General features: G+C 57.0%; 21 protein-coding genes. 12 read left to right on the forward strand and 9 right to left on the reverse strand.

The window, feature by feature from the left end; all coding sequences use genetic code 11:
* The first annotated feature begins 2 nt into the window (after positions 1 to 2).
* From mreC to ACRZ91_RS10360, 5 genes are read left to right on the forward strand one after another with little or no spacing between them, the layout of a single operon-like run.
* Positions 3 to 905, forward strand: coding sequence for a rod shape-determining protein MreC (gene mreC / locus ACRZ91_RS10340; protein ID WP_170474392.1), 903 nt, complete (start codon positions 3 to 5; stop codon positions 903 to 905).
* Positions 898 to 1,434, forward strand: a complete 537-nt coding sequence (locus ACRZ91_RS10345; RefSeq protein WP_170474388.1) for a rod shape-determining protein MreD — start codon at positions 898 to 900, stop codon at positions 1,432 to 1,434. Before mreC ends, ACRZ91_RS10345 begins: the two co-directional genes overlap by 8 nt.
* Complete coding sequence (mrdA, locus tag ACRZ91_RS10350) at positions 1,431 to 3,380, forward strand: penicillin-binding protein 2 (protein ID WP_480904967.1); 1,950 nt, start codon at positions 1,431 to 1,433, stop codon at positions 3,378 to 3,380. The genes ACRZ91_RS10345 and mrdA overlap by 4 nt, the downstream gene beginning before the upstream one ends.
* Positions 3,377 to 4,516 (forward strand): rod shape-determining protein RodA, encoded by a 1,140-nt coding sequence (gene rodA, locus ACRZ91_RS10355; RefSeq protein ID WP_480904969.1) that lies wholly within the window; start codon positions 3,377 to 3,379, stop codon positions 4,514 to 4,516. The genes mrdA and rodA overlap by 4 nt, the downstream gene beginning before the upstream one ends.
* Positions 4,517 to 4,526: 10 nt before the next feature.
* On the forward strand, positions 4,527 to 5,459 hold the full coding sequence (locus tag ACRZ91_RS10360) for a 2-hydroxyacid dehydrogenase (protein WP_480904972.1): 933 nt from the start codon (positions 4,527 to 4,529) through the stop codon (positions 5,457 to 5,459).
* Here the strand turns inward: ACRZ91_RS10360 and ACRZ91_RS10365 are convergent.
* From ACRZ91_RS10365 to ACRZ91_RS10390, 6 genes are all read right to left on the reverse strand, one after another.
* On the reverse strand, positions 5,456 to 7,471 hold the full coding sequence (locus tag ACRZ91_RS10365; RefSeq protein WP_480904975.1) for a M3 family metallopeptidase: 2,016 nt from the start codon (positions 7,469 to 7,471) through the stop codon (positions 5,456 to 5,458). The two genes, ACRZ91_RS10360 and ACRZ91_RS10365, sit on opposite strands and share 4 nt — an antisense overlap.
* Before the next feature lie 52 nt (positions 7,472 to 7,523).
* On the reverse strand, positions 7,524 to 8,582 hold the full coding sequence (locus tag ACRZ91_RS10370) for a HesA/MoeB/ThiF family protein (RefSeq protein WP_480904978.1): 1,059 nt from the start codon (positions 8,580 to 8,582) through the stop codon (positions 7,524 to 7,526).
* Positions 8,582 to 9,037 carry a dUTP diphosphatase gene (gene dut / locus ACRZ91_RS10375; RefSeq protein WP_170474373.1) on the reverse strand — a complete coding sequence of 152 codons (456 nt, stop codon included), beginning with the start codon at positions 9,035 to 9,037 and terminating at the stop codon, positions 8,582 to 8,584. Before dut ends, ACRZ91_RS10370 begins: the two co-directional genes overlap by 1 nt.
* 26 nt (positions 9,038 to 9,063) lie before the next feature.
* Positions 9,064 to 10,260: a bifunctional phosphopantothenoylcysteine decarboxylase/phosphopantothenate--cysteine ligase CoaBC gene (gene coaBC / locus ACRZ91_RS10380; RefSeq protein ID WP_480904982.1), complete on the reverse strand. Its 1,197-nt coding sequence runs from the start codon at positions 10,258 to 10,260 to the stop codon at positions 9,064 to 9,066.
* 63 nt (positions 10,261 to 10,323) lie between these two features.
* On the reverse strand, positions 10,324 to 11,145 hold the full coding sequence (locus ACRZ91_RS10385; RefSeq protein ID WP_480904986.1) for a ChaN family lipoprotein: 822 nt from the start codon (positions 11,143 to 11,145) through the stop codon (positions 10,324 to 10,326).
* Positions 11,142 to 12,020: an RNA polymerase factor sigma-32 gene (locus tag ACRZ91_RS10390; protein ID WP_480904989.1), complete on the reverse strand. Its 879-nt coding sequence runs from the start codon at positions 12,018 to 12,020 to the stop codon at positions 11,142 to 11,144. The genes ACRZ91_RS10385 and ACRZ91_RS10390 overlap by 4 nt, the downstream gene beginning before the upstream one ends.
* A gap of 101 nt (positions 12,021 to 12,121) precedes the next feature.
* Between ACRZ91_RS10390 and cobU the strand changes: the two genes are divergently transcribed.
* Genes cobU through ACRZ91_RS10410 form a run of 4 tightly spaced genes read left to right on the forward strand, consistent with a single transcriptional unit; the run spans position 12,122 to position 15,724 of the window.
* Entirely contained in the window at positions 12,122 to 12,643 is a 522-nt protein-coding gene (gene cobU / locus ACRZ91_RS10395) for a bifunctional adenosylcobinamide kinase/adenosylcobinamide-phosphate guanylyltransferase (protein WP_480904992.1), read from the forward strand.
* Positions 12,640 to 13,218, forward strand: coding sequence for a histidine phosphatase family protein (locus ACRZ91_RS10400; RefSeq protein WP_480904995.1), 579 nt, complete (start codon positions 12,640 to 12,642; stop codon positions 13,216 to 13,218). Before cobU ends, ACRZ91_RS10400 begins: the two co-directional genes overlap by 4 nt.
* A 58-nt stretch (positions 13,219 to 13,276) precedes the next feature.
* The gene (locus ACRZ91_RS10405; RefSeq protein ID WP_480904998.1) at positions 13,277 to 14,161 is read left to right on the forward strand and encodes a glutathione S-transferase; all 885 of its coding nucleotides are present in this window, start codon (positions 13,277 to 13,279) and stop codon (positions 14,159 to 14,161) included.
* 48 nt (positions 14,162 to 14,209) lie between these two features.
* Positions 14,210 to 15,724, forward strand: a complete 1,515-nt coding sequence (locus ACRZ91_RS10410) for a YifB family Mg chelatase-like AAA ATPase (protein ID WP_480905001.1) — start codon at positions 14,210 to 14,212, stop codon at positions 15,722 to 15,724.
* Here ACRZ91_RS10410 and gshB read toward each other — a convergent pair.
* The 3 genes from gshB to rsmI form a co-directional block, all read right to left on the reverse strand.
* Entirely contained in the window at positions 15,721 to 16,653 is a 933-nt protein-coding gene (gene gshB, locus ACRZ91_RS10415; RefSeq protein WP_480905004.1) for a glutathione synthase, read from the reverse strand. The genes ACRZ91_RS10410 and gshB overlap by 4 nt on opposite strands.
* Positions 16,654 to 16,714: 61 nt before the next feature.
* Positions 16,715 to 17,083, reverse strand: a complete 369-nt coding sequence (locus ACRZ91_RS10420; RefSeq protein ID WP_480905005.1) for a YraN family protein — start codon at positions 17,081 to 17,083, stop codon at positions 16,715 to 16,717.
* A 4-nt stretch (positions 17,084 to 17,087) separates the two neighbouring features.
* Complete coding sequence (rsmI, locus tag ACRZ91_RS10425) at positions 17,088 to 17,945, reverse strand: 16S rRNA (cytidine(1402)-2'-O)-methyltransferase (protein ID WP_480905007.1); 858 nt, start codon at positions 17,943 to 17,945, stop codon at positions 17,088 to 17,090.
* Between the two features lie 87 nt (positions 17,946 to 18,032).
* Between rsmI and ACRZ91_RS10430 the strand changes: the two genes are divergently transcribed.
* Genes ACRZ91_RS10430 through murJ form a run of 3 tightly spaced genes read left to right on the forward strand, consistent with a single transcriptional unit; the run spans position 18,033 to position 23,522 of the window.
* Entirely contained in the window at positions 18,033 to 19,205 is a 1,173-nt protein-coding gene (locus ACRZ91_RS10430) for a penicillin-binding protein activator (RefSeq protein ID WP_480905010.1), read from the forward strand.
* Complete coding sequence (locus ACRZ91_RS10435; RefSeq protein WP_480905012.1) at positions 19,165 to 21,984, forward strand: [protein-PII] uridylyltransferase; 2,820 nt, start codon at positions 19,165 to 19,167, stop codon at positions 21,982 to 21,984. Before ACRZ91_RS10430 ends, ACRZ91_RS10435 begins: the two co-directional genes overlap by 41 nt.
* Entirely contained in the window at positions 21,981 to 23,522 is a 1,542-nt protein-coding gene (murJ, locus tag ACRZ91_RS10440) for a murein biosynthesis integral membrane protein MurJ (RefSeq protein ID WP_480905015.1), read from the forward strand. Before ACRZ91_RS10435 ends, murJ begins: the two co-directional genes overlap by 4 nt.
* Positions 23,523 to 23,528 lie beyond the last annotated feature (6 nt).

Consider the following 23,528-nt stretch of genomic DNA (forward strand, 5'->3'; position numbering starts at 1 on the left):
CTGTGGCAAAGGACCGATCACAGCGCGACGAATACACGACACCCCTGCGCCGATTGCTTGTGGGGATCGTTGTTTTATGCCTGCTGGGTATATTCTTGGTCTGGCGCATCGACAGCCCGCGGGTCGAACGTTTCCGTGCTCAGGTGGTAGACACTGTTGTACCTTCGATGGAGTGGGCGATGGTGCCGGTTACCGCGTTGATCAACCTGTCGCGTGATTTCCAAAGCTACCAGCGCCTTAGCGAACAAAACCAGGAACTACGCAGCGAATTACGCCTGATGCGCGCCTGGAAAGAGGCCGCATTACAGCTGGAGCAGGAAAATGCCCGCCTGCTGGATTTGAATAATGTACGCCTCGATCCGCGACTGACCTACGTTACCGGCGTCGTAATGGCTGATAGCGGATCACCATTCCGGCAATCAGTTCTGCTGAATGTCGGCGAGCGGGATGGTATCGTGGATGGCTGGGCTACGATGGATGGGATAGGCGTGGTCGGGCGCATCTCGGGTGTTGGGTCCGATACTTCGCGCGTGATCCTGTTGACCGATGCCTCAAGCGCAATCCCCGCCACCATACAACCATCGGGTCAGACTGCATTGATTACCGGTGATAATACCTCTACACCCGCTGTCGAATTTCTCGAAAACCGGGAACTGGTTCGACCCGGCGACCGTGTTGTGACATCCGGCGATGGGGGAGTATTCCCCGGCGGCCTGTTGATTGGACAGATCAGCGTTGATCCGGGCGGCAGGTTACGCGTACGTCTTTCCGCCGATTTCGAGCGTCTCGAATTCTTGCGTGTTCTACGCTATCAGTCCGCACCACCAATTAGCGATTCAGGAGACATAGTCGGTCCGCGCCAGCCCGAGGCAGCTTTGACCACACAAGGGGTCAACGATGGATAAGTCTGTCTCCTCACTTTGGGCTAAACGCAGCTTGTATGTCGCCTTGGCGATTATAGTGATGTTCCTGCACTTATTGCCGCTGGACACGAAACCTGATCGGCTACCGTTTCCGGATATCATGATCGCGCTTACCTATGCGTGGGTATTGCGGCGACCCGAATACGTTCCAATCCTGACGATTGCCGTTGTCATGTTCATGGCTGATTTGTTGTTACAGCGCCCGCCCGGTCTGCTGGCTGCATTGGTGGTATTAGGGGCCGCCTATCTCCATTCCGCCTCCGTTGGTATGAAAGATTTGGGATTTATAGGCGAATGGACGACTGTCGGAGCCGTAATCACAGTTGTTTTTGTACTTAACCGCCTCCTTCTTGCTATCCTGTCAGTGCAACAGGCGTCATTGGGGCCAGTGGTAGTGCAAGTGGTACTGACAATCGCAATCTATCCCTTAATTGTCCTGATGAGCCAAAGTGCCTTTGGTGTGCGACGAAAATCGGTCGCGGACAGCACAATGCCCCGAGTGCGGTCATGAAACAAAGAAAACCAAAACCTCAGGGTCTGGCATACAAGCGGCTGCCGCGCCGCGCCTTGATTTTAGGTGGATTGCAAGCGGCCTTTGTTGGTGGCCTCGCTGCCCGAATGCGGTTCATGCAGGTTGATCAGGCTGATGAGTATCGCTTGCTGGCCGAAGAAAACCGTATCAATATTCGCCTGATTCCACCGACCCGGGGCCGGATCTACGACCGAAACGGGCAGATCATTGGGCAAAACTCACCGTCTTATCGCATCGTCATCGTGCGTGAGGATGCGGGCGACATCGACAAAGTCATTTCCAAACTCTCGGAACTGATCCCGCTGACCGTAGATGAAATTGAACGTGCCAAGACGGAAATGCGTCGCTCTGCCCCGTTCTTGCCAGTTACATTGGCTGACCAAGTAACGTGGGAGGATATCTCAAAAGTTGCCGTCAACGCTCCGGCTTTGCCTGGTGTCACTCCCGAGGTAGGCTCTACGCGCCAGTACCCGCGCTATGAGGATTTCGCCCATGTCGTCGGTTATGTGGGCCCGGTCAGCGATTATGACCTGAGCCAAATCGAAGACCCCGAACCGGTTCTGCGTATCCCACGGTTCCAGATTGGCAAGGTTGGTTTAGAAGCCAAGCAAGAAATCAGCTTGCGCGGCAAGGCAGGCGCAAAACGGGTCGAGGTCAATGCCACAGGCCGCGTCATGCGTGAACTGGACCGGCAAGAGGGTCTTGCCGGGGCCGATCTGCAACTATCTGTTGATGCCGATCTTCAGCAATATGCTCAGGCCCGTCTGGCTGGCGAAAGTGCTGCAGCCGTCGTGATGGACTGCGAAACTGGCGACATCCGCGCCATCAGCTCGGCCCCGAGTTTTGATCCGAACTTGTTCGTGCGCGGCATTTCAGTGGCCGACTATCGTACTTTGACGAATGACAAATACCGTCCGCTGGCCAACAAAACGGTACAGGGCACCTATCCACCGGGATCAACCTTCAAGATGATCACTGCCATGGCCGCGCTTGAGGCCGGAGTAATCAGCCCCTCCAACACGGTGTACTGCCCCGGTCACATGAAAGTCGGCAGCCGCCGCTTCCACTGTTGGAAACGCGGAGGGCACGGGTCAGTTGACCTTGAAACATCGCTGAAGCGTAGCTGCGATGTATTCTACTATGACGTGGCAATCCGCGTTGGGATCGACAAGATTTCCGAGATGGCAAACACTTTCGGGTTGGGTATCAAACATGACATCCCGATGTCTGCGGTAGCTGCGGGGCTTGCCCCTAATCAGGAATGGAAGCAACGCATCCACGGGCAGGACTGGTTGGTGGGTGACACCGCGAATGCCTCAATCGGTCAGGGTTTCATGCTCGCATCACCACTCCAACTGGCAGTCATGACTGCACGACTGGCGACCGGTCGTGCGGTAAAACCACGGCTGGTGCGCTCGGTTGACGGGATCGAGCAGCCCTCGGGAGCAGGCGAACCGCTGGCCGTTAATCGCAACAATCTTGAGCAAGTGCGCAAGGCAATGTTCTCGGTCTCGAATAATCGGCGCGGCACGGCATACCGCAGTCGGATCATCGCTGATGAGTTCCGCATGGCCGGTAAGACGGGTACGAGTCAGGTGCGCAACATCACCAAAGCCGAGCGCGCCGCAGGGGTAATCCGCAACGAAGACCTGCCGTGGGAGCGTCGGGACCACGCGCTGTTCGTAAGCTTCGCGCCCTACGACAATCCGAAATACGCAGTGGCCGTGGTGGTGGAACATGGCGGCGGTGGCTCCAAAGCAGCCGCACCGGTGGCGCGCGACATCATGCTACAGGCACTTTACAGCGGCACTCCACCGCTCGAAGCCTACCCGGCTGGTGACCGCGAGCGTATCAAGGAACAACAAAAGCGACTTGAGGGGGATCGCCGCCCCAAAGCGCGTCCTGATGAAAAGGACCGCGCATGAGCTATCTTGAATATGCCGTCAAATCCACGCCTTCGGGATTCCGCAAGTTCCTTTATATGAACTGGCCGCTGACATTACTTTTGATCAGCGTCGCCAGCGCCGGTTTCCTGATGCTGTATTCGGTGGCGGGCGGGTCTTGGATGCCATGGGCCGAACCTCAGATGGAGCGTTTTGGCCTGGGGTTGGCGGCAATGTTCATCGTCGCCATCGTTCCTATCTGGTTCTGGCGCAATATGTCGGTCGTAGCCTATCTGGGATCCATAGGATTGCTGATTGTGGTGGAACTGTTCGGTACCATCGGCATGGGCGCGCAGCGCTGGATTGATCTGGGGTTCATGCGGCTCCAGCCTTCCGAGGTCATGAAAGTCGCGTTGGTGATGGTCCTCGCTGCCTATTACGATTGGTTGCCTGCCCATAAAACCTCGCGACCGCTGTGGGTGATTATCCCAGTCCTTCTGATCCTGATTCCGACCTTTATGGTTCTGAAACAACCCGATCTCGGCACATCAATTCTGCTGCTTGCCGCTGGCGGAGGTCTTATGTTTCTGGCCGGTGTCCATTGGGCCTATTTCGCCGCCGTCATCGCGGCGGGGATTGGACTGATTGCCACGGTGTTCAACAGCCGTGGGACGGAATGGCAACTTCTCAAAGACTACCAGTTCCGACGTATCGACACCTTCCTCGATCCTTCCACCGACCCGCTCGGGGCGGGATACCACATCACGCAGTCGAAGATCGCGCTTGGGTCAGGCGGCTGGAACGGGCGAGGCTTTATGCAGGGCACGCAGTCACGCCTGAATTTTCTACCCGAGAAACACACCGATTTCATCTTTACTACTCTGGCTGAAGAGTTCGGCTTTGTCGGCGGCATAACCCTGCTGATCCTATATGGCCTGATCCTGATCTTCTGTATGGTCACTGCCCTTTCGACCAAGGATCGGTTCTCGTCGCTGGTAACGCTGGGCATTGCGCTGAACTTCTTCCTGTTTTTTGCCGTCAACATGTCGATGGTGATGGGGCTTGCCCCGGTTGTTGGCGTGCCTCTGCCAATGGTCAGTTATGGCGGTTCTGCCATGCTGGTCCTGATGGCCGCCTTTGGCATTGTCCAAAGCGCTCATATCCACCGCCCCCGCTGAAAGGTTTACCATGCCCGTGAATATCCTGTTTTCCGCGCGCCCTGAGTTGTGGCCAGAGTATGAGCCTCTGATGCGCCAATACCTGACCGACGCGGGGCTGGATTTTCACTTAGCCAAAGACATCCCAGCGGATCAGGTTGACTACATCGTCTATGCCCCGAACGGAGGGGTACAGGATTTCACTCCCTTCTCGCAGCTCAAAGCGGTGCTGAGCCTCTGGGCAGGGGTTGAGAAGATCTCGGGCAATGAAACCCTCACAGTTCCGCTGGCGCGGATGGTCGATGGTGGATTGACGCAGGGCATGACCGAATGGGTGGTTGGGCACGTACTGCGCTATCACCTTGGCATGGACCGTCACATCACGCAGCAGGATGGCACGTGGACACCGGATGCTCCACCGCTGGCCTCTCAGCGCACGGTCTGCATTTTGGGATTGGGCGCATTGGGTGAAGCCGCTGCCCTCGCTCTGGCCGCATTGAATTTTCATGTCATCGGCTGGAGCCGTACCGCAAAAGATATCCCCGGAGTGACCTGCCTGCACGGGCAGGATGGGTTGCGAGAAGCGCTGTCGCAGGCAGAAATCGCTGTGCTCCTGTTGCCCGATACACCTGCCACCGAAAACATCTTGAATGCAGACACGCTCGCCCTGCTTCCCAAAGGCGCACAGATCGTTAATCCGGGGCGTGGGCCTTTGATTGATGACGACGCCTTGCTGCATGCGCTGAATTCGGGACAGATCGGACATGCCACACTGGATGTATTCCGGATCGAACCGCTCCCGGTCAACCATCCGTACTGGGTGCATCCTAATGTAACTGTCACACCGCACATTGCCTCGGAAACGCGCCCCGTCACAGCAGCACAGGTGATATCCGAAAACATCCGACGAGGTGAGGCAGGAGAGCCCTTCCTGCACCTCGTCGATAGAGACCTCGGTTACTAGGCAGCAATCAAACCGCGACCTTTAAGCAAGGCTTCGACGCCGGGCAGGCGACCACGGAAGGCCAGATAGAGATCTTCAGCCTCGCGTGATCCACCCGTAGACAGGATATTGTCCTCCAGCGCCTTAGCGCGTTCAGGATCGAACGCCCCACCTGCCTCTTCAAAGGCGGCAAAGGCATCTGCGTCCATGACCTCGGACCACATATAGCTGTAGTAGCCCGAGCTATAGCCGTCTCCCGCGAAGACGTGGGCGAAATGCGGGGTCGCATGGCGCATGCCAATAGCAGAAGGCATCCCTATTTCCGCAAGAACCTCAACCTGTTTCTCCATCGGGTTAGCGGGCGCTGCCCCATCGTGGAACGCCAGATCAACTAGCGCCGAGGCAACATATTCCACCGTCTGAAAGCCCTGGTCAAAATTGGCCGCTTTCAGAACCTTTTTCAGCATTTCCTGCGGCATCGGCTCATCGGTATCCGCGTGCGTGGCGAACTCGGCCAATACCTCGGGCACTTCCAGCCAGTGTTCGTAAAGCTGGCTGGGCAGCTCGACAAAATCACGCGCCACTGAGGTGCCAGAAATGCTTTCATAGGTCACATTGGACAACATCTGGTGCAGGGCGTGGCCGAATTCGTGGAACAGTGTTCGCGCATCGTCATAAGACAGCAGTGCCGGGTCACCCTTGGCGAAGTTGCACACATTGATAACGACAGGCGCCTGTACCTTCGGAAACTTTGCCTGCCCCCGCATTGCGCTGCACCATGCGCCTGATCGTTTCGATCCACGTGCAAAGTAGTCTCCGATGAAGACCGCAACATGTTCGCCGTTCCGGGTTACCTCCCACGCACGACAATCAGGATGGTAGAGAGGCACATCCAACGGAGCAAATTCCAGCCCGAACAGCCGATTGGCGCAGGCAAACGAGGCCTCAATCATCCGATCCAGTTGCAGATAGGGCTTCAGCGCCGCCTCATCCAGATCATGTTCGGCTTTGCGCCGTTTCTCGGCATAGTAACGCCAGTCCCAGGCTTCCAATGGGCCGTTGATGCCGTCCTCTTGCATCATTTGTGTCAACTCATCGGCGTCTGCATCTGCTCGCTTTTTCGCAGGTTCCCAGACCTGCATGAGAAGGTCGCGCACCCGATCAGGTGTCCGTGCCATCTCGGTTTCCAGCTTGTATTCGGCAAAGCTGTCATAGCCGAGCAGCTTGGCGCGTTCTTCACGCAGTTTCAGGATTTCGGCAGCAATCTCGCGATTGTCAGTCTCACCGCCATTTGCGCCACGCGCCGTCCACGCACGATAGGCTTTTTCTCTTAGATCCCGGCGAGGTGAAAACTGCAGAAACGGCACAATAAGTGATCGCGACAGCGTCACCACCGGCCCATCCGCGCCCTTTTCCTGTCCGGCTGCCCGGGCTGTATCGACGACAAAACCGGGCAATCCCTGCAGATCTTCTTCGGCGAGTTCCATGAACCAATCCCGCTCATCTGCCAACAGATTCTGCGTGAAAGACGTGCCCAATGAGGCCAGACGGGCCTTGAGCTCTTGCATCCTCGCATCGTCATCTCCGGTCAACGCGGCCCCAGCCCGCACTAATCCTCGATGGGATAACATCAGAACGCGCGCCTGTTCGTCGGTCAGACCCAATTCGTCGCGCCGATCCCACAGATCAGCCACCCGCTGAAATAGGGATTTGTTCGAAGAAATGCGTGAGTAATGTGCGGCGAGTTTCGGTGAAAACGCGCGTTGGAGTTCCTCGCGCTTGGGGTTGCTGTCAGCGCCTGCGACGGTGAAGAACACCGACAAGACTTTGTCCATCTGCTCACCGGCGGCTTCAAGTGCTTCAATCGTATTGGCGAATGTGGGCGTGTCCGGATTTGCCGCAATCGCATCGATCTCAGCATCATGCGCTTGCATCGCCTGCTCCAGCGCAGGAGTGAAATCATCATCCGAGATCGTCGCAAATGGGGCAATTTCGAAGGGCGTATTCCAGTCGGACAGGATCGGGTTGGTCATTGAGGTCTCCTTTGACCTCATAGCTAAGACCGCCCGACGCAATGATCCAGAGCTAGTCTGAACTTTGAGCTCCTGACCCGCAAATCGGACAATCTGTGCGGTGCGCCAAGGTGATCTTGCGGCTTTCGCTGTAAAGCGCGTCGTAGATTAACATCTCACCCCGCAACGCCTGCCCGGCACCGGTGATCACCTTGATCGCCTCAACCGCCATCATCGAGCCGACGACACCGGGCAACGGCCCGATTACGCCTGCCTCGGCACAAGAGGGCGCCAGACCAGGGGCCGGGGCTTCAGGAAATATACACTGATAGCACGGGCCGGAAGTGGCTGGGTCGAACACGCTCAGTTGCCCTTCCCATTGCGACAACGCTCCCGAGATCAACGGCTTGCCCAGCGCCACAGCCGTCCGGTTGGCCAGATAGCGGGTGTCGAAATTGTCTGTACCATCAAGGATCAGATCAAAATCAGCAAACAGTTCAGCAGCAATCTCTTCAGTCAGGCGGCGATGATAGGGCAGAACCACGACATTGGGGTTCTGCGCCACCATGGCTTGCTGGGCTGAAAACACCTTGGGCATCCCGATATCCGCATCGCGGTGGATCACCTGCCGCTGCAGGTTCGCATTCTCGACCGCGTCATCATCGATCACACCAATGGTGCCAACTCCGGCGGCAGCGAGATATTGCAAAGCGGGTGCGCCGAGGCCCCCGGCCCCGATCACCAGCACGCGCGCCTGTTTCATCCGCTTTTGACCCGGTCCGCCAAGTTCGCGCAGAACGATATGGCGGGCATAGCGTTCAAGTTCGGTTTCGCTGAACTGATCGGATGGCATGGCAGGTTCCGACATTGGGCTGGGAGCAGCGCGACTACGTAACGCCTTGATGCCCCGCCCATAAAGCAGAGCTAGCAGAACCACGCCAGAGAGGATCAGCCACATCGCTGCAGACCCGCCAGTCGCCTCACGCAACGGATTTCCCTCCGGCAGCACAAGCTGAGCAATGATCACCCCCGTTAGCAGTGCGCCAACAGAAACCAGACGCGCGGCGCGCGACACACCGGCGATATATCCTACGCCCCATAGCGCGGCAGCCAGGATCAGAACCAGAAGCATCAGCCCCGCCCGGTCGAGCCGAAACCGCCTGCACCACGGTCGGTCTCACTCAGAACCTCAACGTCCTGAAAAATGGCCTGTACCACAGGCGCGACAATCAGTTGTGCAATACGTTCGCCATGGGTGATTTCGAAAGGCTCCTGCCCCGCATTCAGCACAATCACCCCCAACGGGCCGCGATAATCGCTGTCGATCGTACCCGGGGTATTCGGCAAGGTGATCCCGTGTTTAAGCGCAAGGCCCGAGCGGGGCCGCACCTGAACTTCGAAACCAAGCGGGATCTCGATCCTAAGGCCCGTTGGCACAAGGGTGCGCTCACCTGGAGCTAATATTATTGGCGTACCATTTGGCAAGTTGGCCCGTACATCCGCACCAGCCGCACCAGACGTTTCATAAGAGGGTAACGGCACCGAATGATCAGCCCCTTCCTCTCGGATCACACGAATTGCCACCATCACTGCACCTCAGATTTCAACGACTACTATTTGGTCAGCGCGCCAGCGATCTTAACCGCCAACCGCTTTGCCACTTCGTCTTTACCCATGCGCGGCCATTCTTCGGCACCCTCTTCCGAAATCACGATCACGGCATTTTCGGATCCGCCCATGATGCCCGTCGCGGGACTGACATCATTCGCAACAATCCAGTCACAGCCCTTACGGGCGCGTTTTGCAGTGGCATGTTCGATCACATTGTCCGTCTCAGCCGCAAAACCCACCACCAACAGGGGTCGGCCATCTTCCATATGAGCAATGCGCTTCAGGATGTCTGGGTTCTCAGCGAATTCAAGTGCAGGCAGGCCATCACGACTTTTCTTTAGCTTCTTGTCCGAGGCGCTAGATACCCGCCAATCGGCCACAGCGGCTGCGAATACACCAGCATCAACAGGAAGCGCAGCGTCCACCGCATCTGACATCTGCTGCGCCGTCTCAATCCGTACAACATTCACCCTTTCAGGTGGCGAAACGTCAGCCGGACCTGTAACAAAAATAACCTCGGCCCCCAGCGCTGCCAGTGCACGCGCCACAGCCGTGCCCTGTGCACCTGACGAGCGGTTTGCGATGTAACGCACAGGATCAATCGGTTCATGTGTCGGGCCCGAAGTCACCAAAATACGCTTACCAGTCAATGGGCCGGCCGAAAATTGCGCCTCAATCGAAGCAACGATCTCCAGCGGTTCCGACATGCGGCCCGGGCCATATTCTCCGCAAGCCATGTCACCCTCGTTCGGGCCGACAAATCGCACACCATCGGCTTCAAGTTGCGCGAGGTTGCGTTGGGTCGCTGGATGCTCCCACATGCGAACATTCATCGCGGGTGCACACAGAACGAGTGTATCGGTTGCCAACAACAGCGTTGAGGCCAAATCATTCGCCAAACCACCTGCCATCTTGCCCATCATATCAGCGGTCGCGGGCGCAACCACGATCAGATCTGCCGAACGCGACAGTTGGATATGACCCATCTCGGCTTCGTCGGTCAGATCAAAAAGGTCCCTGTAAACCTTCTCACCGGCCAATGCGGATACGGACAAGGGAGTCACGAACTCCTCCGCGGCGCGCGTTAATACAGGCGTCACTGCGGCACCGCGTTCACGCAGCCGCCGGATCAGATCCAGCGATTTATAAGCGGCGATCCCACCACCAATAATCAGCAGAATGCGTTTGGATGACAGCATGTATTGCCCTTCCCGTCCCGATCGGCCCTGACATTAGGCAACGCCGCCGGTCAGTTCCAGCGGTTAATTCTGTGCCTCGAAGGCCTTGCAGGGATCTTCACGTTCTGCAGCAGGGCTATCAACCACGGCGTCGAAGTCTCCGTCGATAAGCCCATCCTCAGATTGCCCGAGCACAAAGACTTTCAGTCCGGGCCGCAAACGCGTCAAAAAAGTTGGTATCCCGCGATCTTTGCGTGCATGGCCGTTGCCCGTGATCACTGCAATCGGCCCGCCAGTTTCATCTGCGGCCCGTAATATGGCGCGCGTGAGCACCGCGTCCCGCAAGCGCTGAATTGCAACCATCTGCGGCAGGACCTCGGCAGGCAAAGCATCGCAATGGGCCGCAAGCTGATCCGCCTCACGCGCGGCCTGATCATCCTCAGGCAAGGGCACTGTCAGCCCATATCTGGCTGCGTCCGCCCCTAAAGTGGTCGCTGCTCCGCGCTCCATAGCTGCACGCGCGGCAGCTCGAGGCAACATCGCGCCATAAACGGGCACATTGGCCGCGCGAAAAACCGGGTAATACATGCTGAGTGGGGGCCAACCAGACTCGGCCCAGCGCAGAATTTTGGACAGCTCTTCTGGATTACTCGCCGCTTTCTGCGCCAGTCGCTGTGCGCTTTCTTCGGTCACCATTTCCCAGACAACCGCAGATGGCGCAATTGCTGCAACCGCTTCGGCCTGCACGAGATGATGCCGCGGGTTGTCATGTATTTCACCCAGAATGACGACATCCGCCGCTTGCATGTCGTCCAAGACATCCTGAGGTATATAATCATCGGCGCTGCCCGACTGAGGTAGTGCGGCGAGCAACACAAAAGCTGTAAGAATCGCAAGTGCTTTCATGCGAAGAAGTGTTGCACCTCGCGCGATTGAGCTTCAAGGTTCTTGCGCATTTTTATGAATGCTGCTGCCTCGAGCTGACGCACACGTTCTTTCGACAGACCAAGCTCCTGACCGAGGCTTTCCAAAGTCCGAGCGGGTTCGCGCAACTTTCGTTCTCGCACAATGAATCTCTCACGCTCGTTCAAAGACTGCATGGCTGTAACCAACCATTCGCGCAATTGCTGCCTATCATGATTGTTCTCGACCGCTTCGGCGGCTTGTTCACTGTCATCTTCCAACGCATCTATCCACTCGCGCCCATCTTCATCTGTCGACTGAATCGCATTCAGTGAGAAATCGGACCCGGCGAGCCGCCCTTCCATCATCTCGACGTCACGCAACGGTACACCGATTTCAGCCGCGATCATCTGGTGCAACTGGTGGCGATCCAAATCCATGCCTTCGGTCGCCGCTTCACGTTCAAGACGCGCCTGAACCCTTCGCATATTGAAGAAGAGAGATTTCTGGGAAGAAGTCGAACCGGTGCGCACCATTGACCAGTTACGCATCACATAGTCCTGAATGCTCGCCTTGATCCACCACACCGCATAGGTTGAAAAGCGAACGCCCCGGTCCGGATCAAACTTGTCGGCGGCTTTCATCAAACCCAGTCCCGCCTCTTGAATCAGATCGTTCATCGGCGCGCCGTAGCGTTTGAATTTTGCTGCCATTGAAATTGCCAGCCGCATATAGGCCGTGATCAGGCGGTGCAGAGCTTTCTCATCGCGTTCATCACGCCAGGCATATGCCAGCTTCAATTCTGTCTCTGCGTCCAGCAATTCGGCTTTCATTGCCTGCCGGGACATCGAAAAATCATGTGCGTTATCAAGTGCCATGCAAATCTCCCTTTTTTACAGGCGATTGGCCGGGCTTGCTTTGCCGACTCAGGGTCGATACGCAGGGCAAAACCGGTTGGATCACCAGAAAGGTAATAAAAGTGCATGCCGATTTAACCTTTATCTTGGGCGGCGCTGCATCCGGAAAATCCCTTTTTGCGGAACAAACTGTTGTTTCTACAGGTAAAAATCGTATTTACCTCGCAACATCACAAGTGTTTGATGATGAGATGCGTCAAAAAATCAGGCAACATATTGCACAACGAGGCAGCGGGTGGACGACGATTGAAACACCATTTGATCTGTCGCCAGAACTCGCACAGCTGACGCGGCATCAGATTTGCCTGATCGACTGTGCAACCATGTGGCTGACCAACCACCTGCTCGCGGAGAGCAATCTTCACGAAGCGCAATCCAAACTGCTGAACGCGTTGAAAACCTGTGCAGCGCAAATCGTTATCGTTTCGAACGAAGTCGGCCACGGCATCGTGCCTGACAATGCCCTGTCCCGTCGGTTCCGCGAGGCACAGGGGCGCCTGAACATAGCACTGGCTGCGCAGGCGGATCGGGTGGTGCAGGTCACGGCCGGGCTACCATTGGTTCTAAAGGGACCACCTCTGTGACCCGGCTACATTTGGTACGGCACGGCCCGACACATGCCAAAACCATGGTAGGCTGGTCCGATCTGCCCGCTGACTTGAGCGATCACGCCGCAATCAGCCGTCTCGAAACGCACCTTCCCTCCGAAGCCGTCGTTATTTCATCGGATTTGTCACGCGCCGCCGACACCGCCAGTGCAATTCAAGGCATACGCCAGCGTCTGCCGCACCATGCTGATCTTCGCGAAATCAATTTTGGCACATGGGAGTTGCGCCCATTTGCTGAGATCGAGGCTGAAGACCCCGAGCTTTGCTTTGCATACTGGGACAATCCCGGAGATGTCAGACCCCCAGATGGGGAAAGCTGGAATGAAGTCCGCGCGCGGGTCGATGCGGTAGTTGATACCTTGATTGCCGACAATTCAGGACGCGATTTGGTAGTGGTTGCGCATTTCGGCGTAATCCTGACTCAAATCCAACGTGCCTTGGACGTGGATGCGCAAGAGGCGTTCAGTCACCGAATCGATAATCTTTCGGTTACCGAGATTACACGCCACGAAACTGGCTGGTCGGTGGGGCGGATCAATCACCGTCCGTGATAGGACTGCGCACAAATCACTGATTTACGAACGCGCATCGACCCTGCATCGTCGGCGCATGACCCATGACCTCTTTATCGGCGACCGGTTGTTTTCAAGCTGGTCCTTGCGCGGATGGCTGATGCTCGAAAAATTCGGCCTGCCCTACCGCACCCACATGATTGGCCTCTACTCCGGGACGATGGCAGCGGATATGAAGCCACTGGCACCAGCACGTCTGGTACCAGCATTGCGGCTACCCGATGGAACTGTGGTCGGTGAAAGCCTCGCCATGGCAGAGACTTTGGCCGAACATCACCCTGACGCCGGACTTTGGCCAACAAAGCCGGCAGCTCGTGCAACGGCCCGGTGGCTTTGTGCTGAGATGGTCGCCGGTTTCACAGCTCTGCGGGGGCAATGCCCCATGCAGTTGAAATATCGCTGGGAAGGTTTCACCCCCTCTAAAGATACGCTGGTGGATCTGCAGCGGATCGAAACACTCTGGGCTCATGCTCGGAGTATTTCGGGTGCCGAGTCGGGCCCTCTGTTTGGTGCGTACTCGTTGGCTGATGTCTTCTATACTCCGGTTGCAGCACGGATTATCGGCTACGACCTACCCGTGACTGAGGCCAATCGCACCTACTGCATGGACCTGCTTTCAGACATTTCCGTTCGGCAATGGCGTGCCATGGGCATGACCATTGAGTATGATCCCTTTCCCTATCCACAAAACCTTACCGCCCAAAACTGGCCGATTGGCGAGAACTCGAAAGCGGCAACCGTCAGTACCGGTCCATCCATTAACTCCGCATGTCCCTACTCCGGAAAACCAGTGAGGGATTATCTTGAACTCGAAGGCAAGGTTTGGGGCTTTTGCAACCCGTTTTGTCGGAACAAAACTGTTGCCGACCCTGGTGCTTGGCCAAAATTTACTGCGATGATCGGTGGCGTTAACGATTCCTAAACCGCAGCCATGGCAGCAACGTCCTGTTAACCAAAAAACAGGATTGCCATGGTCGCCCGCGCCCACACCGTCGCTTTTCAAGGGGTCGATGCCCGCCCGGTCGAAGTGCAATGCGCCGTTTCTCCGGGCCTTCCTGCGTTTTCCATCGTTGGATTACCGGACAAGGCAGTCTCTGAGGCGCGGGATCGGGTGCGCAGCGCACTGAGCGCGATGGCCATCGCGCTGCCCTCGAAACGGATCACAATCAACCTGTCGCCCGCCGATTTGCCCAAAGAAGGCAGCCATTTCGACCTGCCTATCGCAGTTGCCTTGCTTACTGCGCTAGAGATCATTCCTGCGGACGCCGCAGAGGGTGCCGTCGCTTTGGGAGAATTGTCGTTGGACGGCTCGCTTGTTCCGGTTGTCGGAGCGTTGCCTGCCGCCATGACTGCTGCTGCTGAAGATCGTAGCTTGCTTTGCCCCAGCGCCTCTAGCTCGGAAGCCGCTTGGGTAGATGCCACACAAGTGATCGGTGCTGGCTCATTAGGAGATGTGGTGCGGCACTTCACCGGCCAATCCGCGTTGCCCGCCGCGACGCAGGGCGAGGTCAGTCTTTCGCCCAGCGCGCGTGATTTGCGAGACGTAAAAGGGCAGGAACGCGCTAAACGGGCCTTGGAAATCGCCGCCGCGGGGCGGCATCACCTGATCATGATCGGGACACCCGGTTCGGGCAAATCCATGCTGGCGGCGTGCCTGCCAGGAATATTGCCACCGCTGACGCCGGTCGAAGCGCTGGAAACTTCGATGATCCAATCGCTTTGTGGGTTGTTGGACGAAGGCGGCATCAGCCGCGCCAGACCGTTTCGAGAGCCGCATCACACCGCCTCAATGGCGGCTATCGTCGGTGGGGGGAAAGGTGCAAAACCCGGTGAAATCTCATTGGCACATAACGGCGTTCTTTTCATGGACGAGTTTCCCGAATTCCCGCGCACCGTTCTGGAAACCTTGCGACAACCGATTGAGACCGGCGAAGTCATGGTCGCCCGCGCCAACGCCCATGTGAAATACCCATGCAGGTTTATGCTGGTGGCCGCTGCCAACCCCTGTAAATGTGGATACCTGACTGATCCGTCCCGTGCCTGCTCGCGCGCACCGGCTTGTGGCGAGGATTATCTGGGCCGCATCTCAGGGCCACTAATGGACCGGTTCGACCTGCGTATCGAAGTACCCCCTGTAGGGTTTACCGATCTCGATTTGCCACCTTCGGGCGATAGTTCAGCCGCTGTGGCTGCGCGAGTTGAAGCTGCGCGCGCTGTTCAAGCTGACCGGTTCCGCGACACCCCCGAGACCCATCAAAACGCGGATGTCGAAGGTAACCTATTGGAAGAAATCGCCGCGCCAGATTCCGAAGGCAAGAAGTTGCTTCTAAAAGCTGCCGAGCGTTTCGGCCTTTCGGCCCGCGCCTTCCACCGTATCCTGCGGGTCGCCCGCACCATCGCCGATCTCGATGGAGAGCCGGACGTGCGCCGCCCCCATGTCGCCGAGGCGCTGAGCTTTCGCATCAGCGCAAAGGCAGGGGCTTAAAACTTGGCCTCAATCGCCTGCCAGATTTTCTCGGCGATATTCAAACCGTTGAATCGCTCAAGCTCCTGAATGCCGGTGGGTGACGTGACATTGATCTCGGTCAGGTAGTCGCCAATCACATCGATTCCGACAAAGACCTGTCCACGTTCTTTCAACAACGGCCCAATTGCAGCGCAGATTTCCATATCGCGGTCAGACAGGCCGATTTTCTCAGGGCGACCACCCACATGCATGTTCGAGCGGGTTTCACCCTCGGCTGGAACGCGGTTGATGGCCCCCACTGGCTCGCCATCCACGAGGATGACACGTTTGTCGCCGTTTCTTACATCCGGCAAAAACTTCTGTGCAATCAACGGCTCACGCGAGAAACCCGTGAATAACTCATGCAGCGATGTCAGGTTGCGATCATTCACATCAAGGCGGAACACACCAGCGCCCCCATTGCCATAGAGTGGCTTGAGGATGATATCGCCGTGTTTCTCTTTGAACGCTTTGATGGTGTGCAGATCCCGCGCAATTGTGGTGGGCGGCGTCAGTTCAGGAAAGTCCAAAACCAGCAGCTTTTCCGGATAGTTTCGCACCCAAAACGGGTCATTCACCACCAAGGTCTGCCCCCGGAGACGGTCCAGCAAATGGGTCGAAGTGATGTAGTGCATGTCGAACGGAGGGTCTTGCCGCAACCAGACCACATCGAAATCAGCTAGATCCACTTCGCGTTCTGGCCCCAGAACAGCCGGGTCACCAGCGACCCTTTGCACTGTCATGTCGTGCCCGCGCGCAGTAACTTTGCCCTCCTGATACGCCAATTGATCCGGGCCATAGAAAAAAAGCTGGTGGCCGCGGGCCTGAGCCTCTTCTGCCAAACGAAACGAGCTGTCGGCATTGATGTCCACGGCCCCGATCGGGTCCATCTGAAAGGCGATTTTCATGGTCTATCCTTCAATTCCTCGCCTGATACATGGCGCAGAGACTCGACGGGTTCAATGGTGATCAGTTCATACCGAAGGCGTTTTCGATGATTTGAACAGTTCCGGTATCATCCACCAAAGCGGCGTCAAAACGCGTGTTTGTCAACTGCCCGCCGGGTTCCTGTTCAAGATACTGCGCAGCAGATGCACAAATTCGATCCATCTGTCGACGGTTGATGCGAGCGGCGGCAGCTTCAAAACTGCGGCTTTTCTTGACCTCAACGAAGACCAACCCATCCGCATTGCGCGCAATCAAATCAATCTCGCCACCTGCGCCGCGCCATCTGCGCTGTGCGATTGAATACCCTCGGCGCTGGTATTCAGTGGCAACGCTAATCTCTGCCGAACGTCCGGCGTGATATGAAACCGAACCCCGAACAGATCGCCGCATGCTTTCATCCTTTTCCCAGTTTCAGGGCCTTCTGATAAATCGGACGGCGCGGCAGGCTGAACATCTCTGATACCAGATCTGCTGCATCCCGTACCGAATGCGTTTCCAAGGCTCTTCTCAAGGCCTCTTCTACGTCGGTTTCCTTAACAGATCGCGAATGGGCGCGATCTACAAGCAAGACAACTTCGCCCTTGACGGACGCACCCTGATACTCGGAGGCAAGATCCGCCAACGTCCCTCTTCGGGTTTCTTCAAACTTCTTCGTCAGTTCACGGCAGAGCGCCGCCTGGCGCTCGCCACCCAGCACTGCGGCCAGGTCCGCGAGACAACCCCCCACACGCTTCGGCGATTCGTAGAAAACCAGCGTTCCGGGGACACTACGCAGCGCCTCGATTCGCGAACGCCGCGCGCCAGAAGCATTGGGCAGGAAACCGGCAAAGAAAAAGGCGTCGGTCGGTAGACCGGCCAATGTCAGTGCGGTCAATACGGCAGATGGGCCCGGTGCACAGGTCACGTTATGCCCGGCCTCGGATGCTTGACGCCCCAGATCATAACCGGGATCGGCAATCAGGGGCATTCCGGCCTCGGATGCATAGGCAACCGATTGCCCCTGCGCGAGCGCATCAAGGATCTTGCCACGTGCGCCAGCTCCGCTGTGATCGTGATAGGCCAAAATACGACGCCCCTCGAGCGGCACGCCATGAATTTCCATCAACCGACGCAGGCTACGGGTATCCTCGGCAGCGATCATGTCTGCCGAGGCCAGCACATCCAAAGCCCTGAGCGTAATGTCGCGCGCTGTCCCGATTGGAGAGGCAACAAAATACAGCCCTGCGGCCAATCTGATCTTTTGGAAATTCAAAGCTGGACCCTCACAGCGTGACGTTTATTATCGCGGATCAATAGACCAAGGTGCCCTCAGACGCCGGATCAGGGAGTTTTCTTTTAGATGTTTACCGTTTGCAAGCCCGCACGCAAACTGGCGAAATCCGCCATCGCTCTGGCTACGGCCGCATTCCTCGCTGCTTGTGATACCGGAGGCTTGGGTGGAGGTCCTTCGATCGACGCCTCAGACCCGGTCCCGGTTGCGCTTCTGGTGCCAAGCGGATCGCCTCAATCTGGTGATGCCGCCCTTGCGCGAAGCCTTGAGAATGCCGCACGTCTGGCGATCGCGGATTTGCCGAACGTCAAGATTGACCTGCGAGTATATGACACGGCTGGAAATGCAGGAACAGCATCAAGTGTCGCACAGCAAGCCGTTGCGGATGGGGCTAAGATCATTCTTGGTCCAGTATATGCGCAGGCGGCCAATGCTGCGGGCCTTGCTGTTCTAAACAACAACGTCAACGTGCTGTCCTTCTCGAACAACACCAGCATTGCGGGCGGCAATGTTTATGTGCTCGGGCCCACATTCCAAAACACGGCCAACAGGCTCGTGAACTACGCCGGACAGCAGGGCAAGAACAATACTGTCATAGTGCATAGCAATGACTCGGCGGGCCAGTTGGGCCGGTCTGCCATTGCCACCGCGCTCAGCAACAGCCGCGTCAATAATGCGGGTACCGTTGGATATGACCGGTCTCAGCAGGGAGTGATCGATTCGGTTCCGACCATCAAGGCGACAGTCGACTCAACTGGCGCGGATTCGATCTTCTTGACTGCAACGACGGCGGGCGCACTGCCCCTCTACAGCCAATTGCTACCAGAGGCAGGCGTTTCACCGGCAACAACGCAATATATCGGCCTGACGCGCTGGGACATCCCGGCACAGACGTTGGAATTACCAGGTGTCCAAGGCGGATGGTTCGCGCTACCTGATCCTGCAAAGGCACAGGCCTATCGCCAGCGGTACAATAATACATATGGCGAAGCACCGCACCCGATCAGCGGGCTTGCCTACGATGGGGTTGCCGCCATTGGCGCGTTGGTGAGCCAAGGCAAATCCGATGCCCTGACTGGGGCGGCTCTGACCCAAAACGCCGGATTTCAGGGTGTAGGTGGTATCTTCCGCCTGCGACCTAACGGTACGAATGAACGCGGTCTGGCGGTTGCCACGATCCAGAACAAACAGGTGGTTGTGATTGACCCTGCCCCACAAAGCTTCTCTGGCGCCGGATTCTGAGCGACTGGCGCTGGCCACCGCGTCTAAAGACGACCTGATCTGTTCAGCCGACGAGATTTTTGACAGCGTTTCCGTCGATGCCAGATTGTCCGATGCAATTAAAAACAGCTCGGACAACGCAGCGTTGCGCGCAGAAACAGTGCGTATTCTGCGAGACGCCCAAAAGGCTGGGCGCGAGGCGATTTCCGATTCATTTTCACAGCGCCCATTCGATGCACGCCCTCTGGCACATTCCTATACCTATCTGACGGATCAGATGGTGCGGACCGCAATGCGGGTCGCAACCGAGCATTTGCACCCGCTCGCCAATCCTACTCGTGGGGAAAAAATCGCCGTATTGGCGGTCGGAGGCTATGGCCGGGGTGAAATGGCTCCCTCCTCTGACGTGGACCTGCTGTTTCTGACGCCCTACAAAATCACCGCCTGGGCCGAGAGCGTGATCGAATCCATGCTCTACATCCTCTGGGATTTGCGACTGAAGGTCGGGCATTCTTCGCGTACGATCAAAGACTGTTTGCGCTTGGGTGCAGATGATTTCACCATTCGCACCGCCATGCTAGAGCAGCGTTATCTCGTCGGGGATCAGACGCTTGCGCAAGAGCTAGAGGAACATCTGAAAAGCGAGCTGTTCAAGGGTACTGAGCGGGAATTTATCGAAGCCAAGCTGAAGGAACGGGATGAGCGGCACCTGAAACAAGGTGAGCGCTATATGGTTGAGCCCAATGTCAAAGAAGGCAAAGGCGGCCTGCGCGACCTGCAATCGCTCTACTGGATCGCAAAATACATCTACAGCGTGAAAGATGTTGCCGAACTGGTCCCGATGGGTTTGTTCACACCGGAAGAGTTCGGTGAATTCGTTCAGGCCGAAGAATTCCTTTGGGCTGTCCGGTCGCATCTGCATCTGGTGACCGGTCGCGCGACAGAACAGCTGACTTTCGATCTGCAGGTCGAGGTGGCGGATCGCATGGGCTACGAAGACCGCGCGGGTCGGCGGGCCGTCGAAGTATTCATGCAGCGGTACTTCCGCGAGGCGACACGTGTGGGCGAGTTGACCCGCATATTCCTGACAAAGCTGGAGGCGGCCCATATGAAGGGCGCGCCGTTGCTAGAACGCATTTTTCGCCGTCGGCGTCGGATCAAGGCCGGGTACAGGGTTGTTCATGGCCGTCTGGATATCGCGGACCCCGACAAATTCCTGTCAGACAAAGTCAATCTGCTGCGGCTGTTTGAGGAAGGCCTGCGCACAGGCATGTTGATCCACCCTGACGCCATGCGTTTGGTTACGGCAAACCTGAACCTGATCGACGAAGACATGCGCAACGACAAAGAGGCGCGGCGCATTTTCCTTGATCTGATGCTGAAACACGGCAACCCCGAACGGGCCCTGCGCCGAATGAACGAGTTGGGTGTATTGTCGGCCTTCCTGCCCGAGTTCGAACACATCGTAGCAATGATGCAGTTCAATATGTATCACAGCTATACGGTGGACGAACACACGATCCAGTGCATCGTAAATCTGGCCCAGATCGAACGCGGAGAGCTAATCGAAGAGCTGCCGCTGGCGTCCTCGATCCTTGAGCGAAGTGTCAATCGCAAGGTCTTATACGTTGCCTTGCTGCTACACGATATCGGGAAGGGGCGGCCTGAAGATCACTCGATCCTCGGCGCTCAAATCGCTCGCAAGGTGGCGCCGCGCCTGGGACTGAACAAGGCAGATTCCGAAACCGTGGAATGGCTGGTGCGATACCATCTGTTGATGTCCGATATGGCGCAAAAGCGCGATATTTCTGATCTGCGCACGATCCGCGACTTCGCCAAAGCGGTTGAAACAGTAAAGCGATTGGATTTGCTTACGGTGCTGACGGTCTGCGACATTCGCGGTGTCGGGCCGAATACCTGGAACAACTGGAAAGCTACATTGCTGCGTGCCTTGCACGCAGACACCAAGCGCGCACTGGAATCCGGCATGGAGGTTCTCAATCGTGCCAACCGTGGCGCAGAGGCGAAAAAGCAGTTGCGCGCCGAGTTGGAAAACTGGTCCAAAGCCGATCTGAAGACTGAAACCGGGCGACACTACGATCCTTATTGGCAAGGGTTGAACCTTGCGACCCATGTCGAATTTGCGGAGATGCTGAAATCTCTCGAAGACAGCGGTGACCCCGCGGCGGTCGAGATCCGATTGCATCCGGATGAAGATCGCGACGCGACCCGCGCTTGCTTTGCCATGGGCGACCACCCGGGTATCTTTTCTCGGATTGCCGGGGCGCTGGCTCTGGTTGGGGCCAACGTTGTGGATGCACGCAGCTATACGACAAAAGACGGTTATGTGACGGACGCATTCTGGATACAGGACGCCGAAGGCCATCCGTTCGAAGCATCTCGCCTTCCGCGTCTGACCCAGATGATCCACAAGACGCTGAAGGGTGAAGTGGTGGCAAGGGACGCCCTAAAGTCACGCGACAAGATCAAAAAACGTGAGCGCGCCTTCAACGTCCCAACACACGTCACCTTCGACAATGAAGGCTCGGAAATCTACACGATCATCGAGGTCGACACGCGTGATCGGCCCGGGCTGCTTTATGATCTGGCCCGAACATTGGCGGCGGCCAATGTTTACATCGCAAATGCAGTGATCGCGACCTATGGCGAACAGGTGGTTGATACATTCTACGTCAAGGATATGTTTGGTCTGAAATACCATTCTGAAGCCAAGCAGCGTGGCTTGGAGGCCAAGCTTCGTAATGCCATTGCCGAAGGTGCGGAGCGGGCCGCCTCATGAAGCCGATCCGCCTGATCTCGGGCTTTTTCACCGTTGGCTTCTGGACCCTCGCCAGCCGTATACTGGGTTTCCTGAGGGAGATTCTGCTGACCGCCTTAATCGGCCCGGGCCCGGTTATGGATGCCTTTGTCGCAGCGTTCCGCCTGCCCAACATGTTCCGCCGCTTCTTTGCTGAAGGGGCATTTAATGCAGCCTTTGTCCCGATGTTCTCGAAACGCCTGGAGGGCGATGAGAACGCAGAGGGCTTTGCGCAGGACGCATTCAATCTGTTGGCGGTGGCTGTGCTGGCCTTGGTCGGGTTGGCGATGGTTTTTATGCCCGGCTTGGTCTGGATTACCGCTGAAGGTTTTTACGGAGACGAGCGCTTTGATCTGGCAGTGGACTATGGATACGTCGTGTTCCCCTACATCCTATTCATGTCTCTTGCCGCGTTGTTTTCCGGTGTTTTAAACGCGACTGGCCGATTTGCGGCCGCCGCTGCAGCACCAGTGTTGCTGAACATCTTCGCCAGTTTCGCATTGATTTTTGGAGCCATGTCGGGAGGGGACGTGATCCGCTGGCTGATCGCAGTCATCCCAGTCGCTGGTGTCGCACAGCTTGCTCTGGTCTGGGTTGCCACTGAGCGCGCCGATATTTGTATACGGCCGGGTTGGCCGACGCTTAGCCCAGAAATGCGGCGTATGGTGCGGATCGCTGTGCCAGCGGCGCTGGCCATGGGGGTGACGCAGGTCAATTTGGTAGTGGGGCAGCTTGTAGCTTCCAAAACCGAAAAAGCCATCAGTTGGTTATTTGCAGCGGATCGTTTGTATCAGCTGCCTTTGGGAGTGGTCGGAATCGCAGTTGGCATCGTTTTATTGCCTGACCTATCGCGCCGTTTGCGCGCAGATGACAAAGACGGTGCCCGCAACGCGTTTTCTCGGGCCGGTGAATTCACATTGCTTTTGACGCTACCCGCAACGGTTGCCTTTCTCATCATTCCTGGCCCATTGGTCTCGGTTCTGTTCCAACGCGGCCAGTTCAGCGCCGAGGATACGGCAGCGACCGCTCTTGCCGTCGCTATCTATGGCATCGGGTTGCCTGCGTTCATGTTACAAAAACTGTTACAGCCGCTGTTCTTCGCCCGCGAGGATACAAAATCACCGTTTAGATACGCCGTGTTTGCGATGGCGGTGAATGCCGGGCTTGCCTTTGGCCTGTACCCCGTCGCCGGTTGGATTGCGCCCGCGATCGCAGCCTCGACCGCTGGTTGGGCGATGGTAGCTTTGCTGGCAATCGGCGCGCGGAAGATGGGGGACGAGGCACGGTTTGACGATCGATTCAAACAGAGAATCTGGCGGATCGTGGCCGCCTCGGCGGGCATGGGCGTTGTGTTGTTTGCTACGATCCACTTGTTTGGATGGGCGTTTGGCATACCCGGCTGGCGCTACCTGGCGCTATTGATGCTCATCGTTACCGCAGCAATTGCCTATTTCTTGTTGGGCCACGTCTTCGGCGCGTTTAGGCTTTCAGAATTCCGAAATGCACTAAAACGAGGCTGAATTTGC

This window comes from Ruegeria sp. O11, from assembly GCF_056535285.1.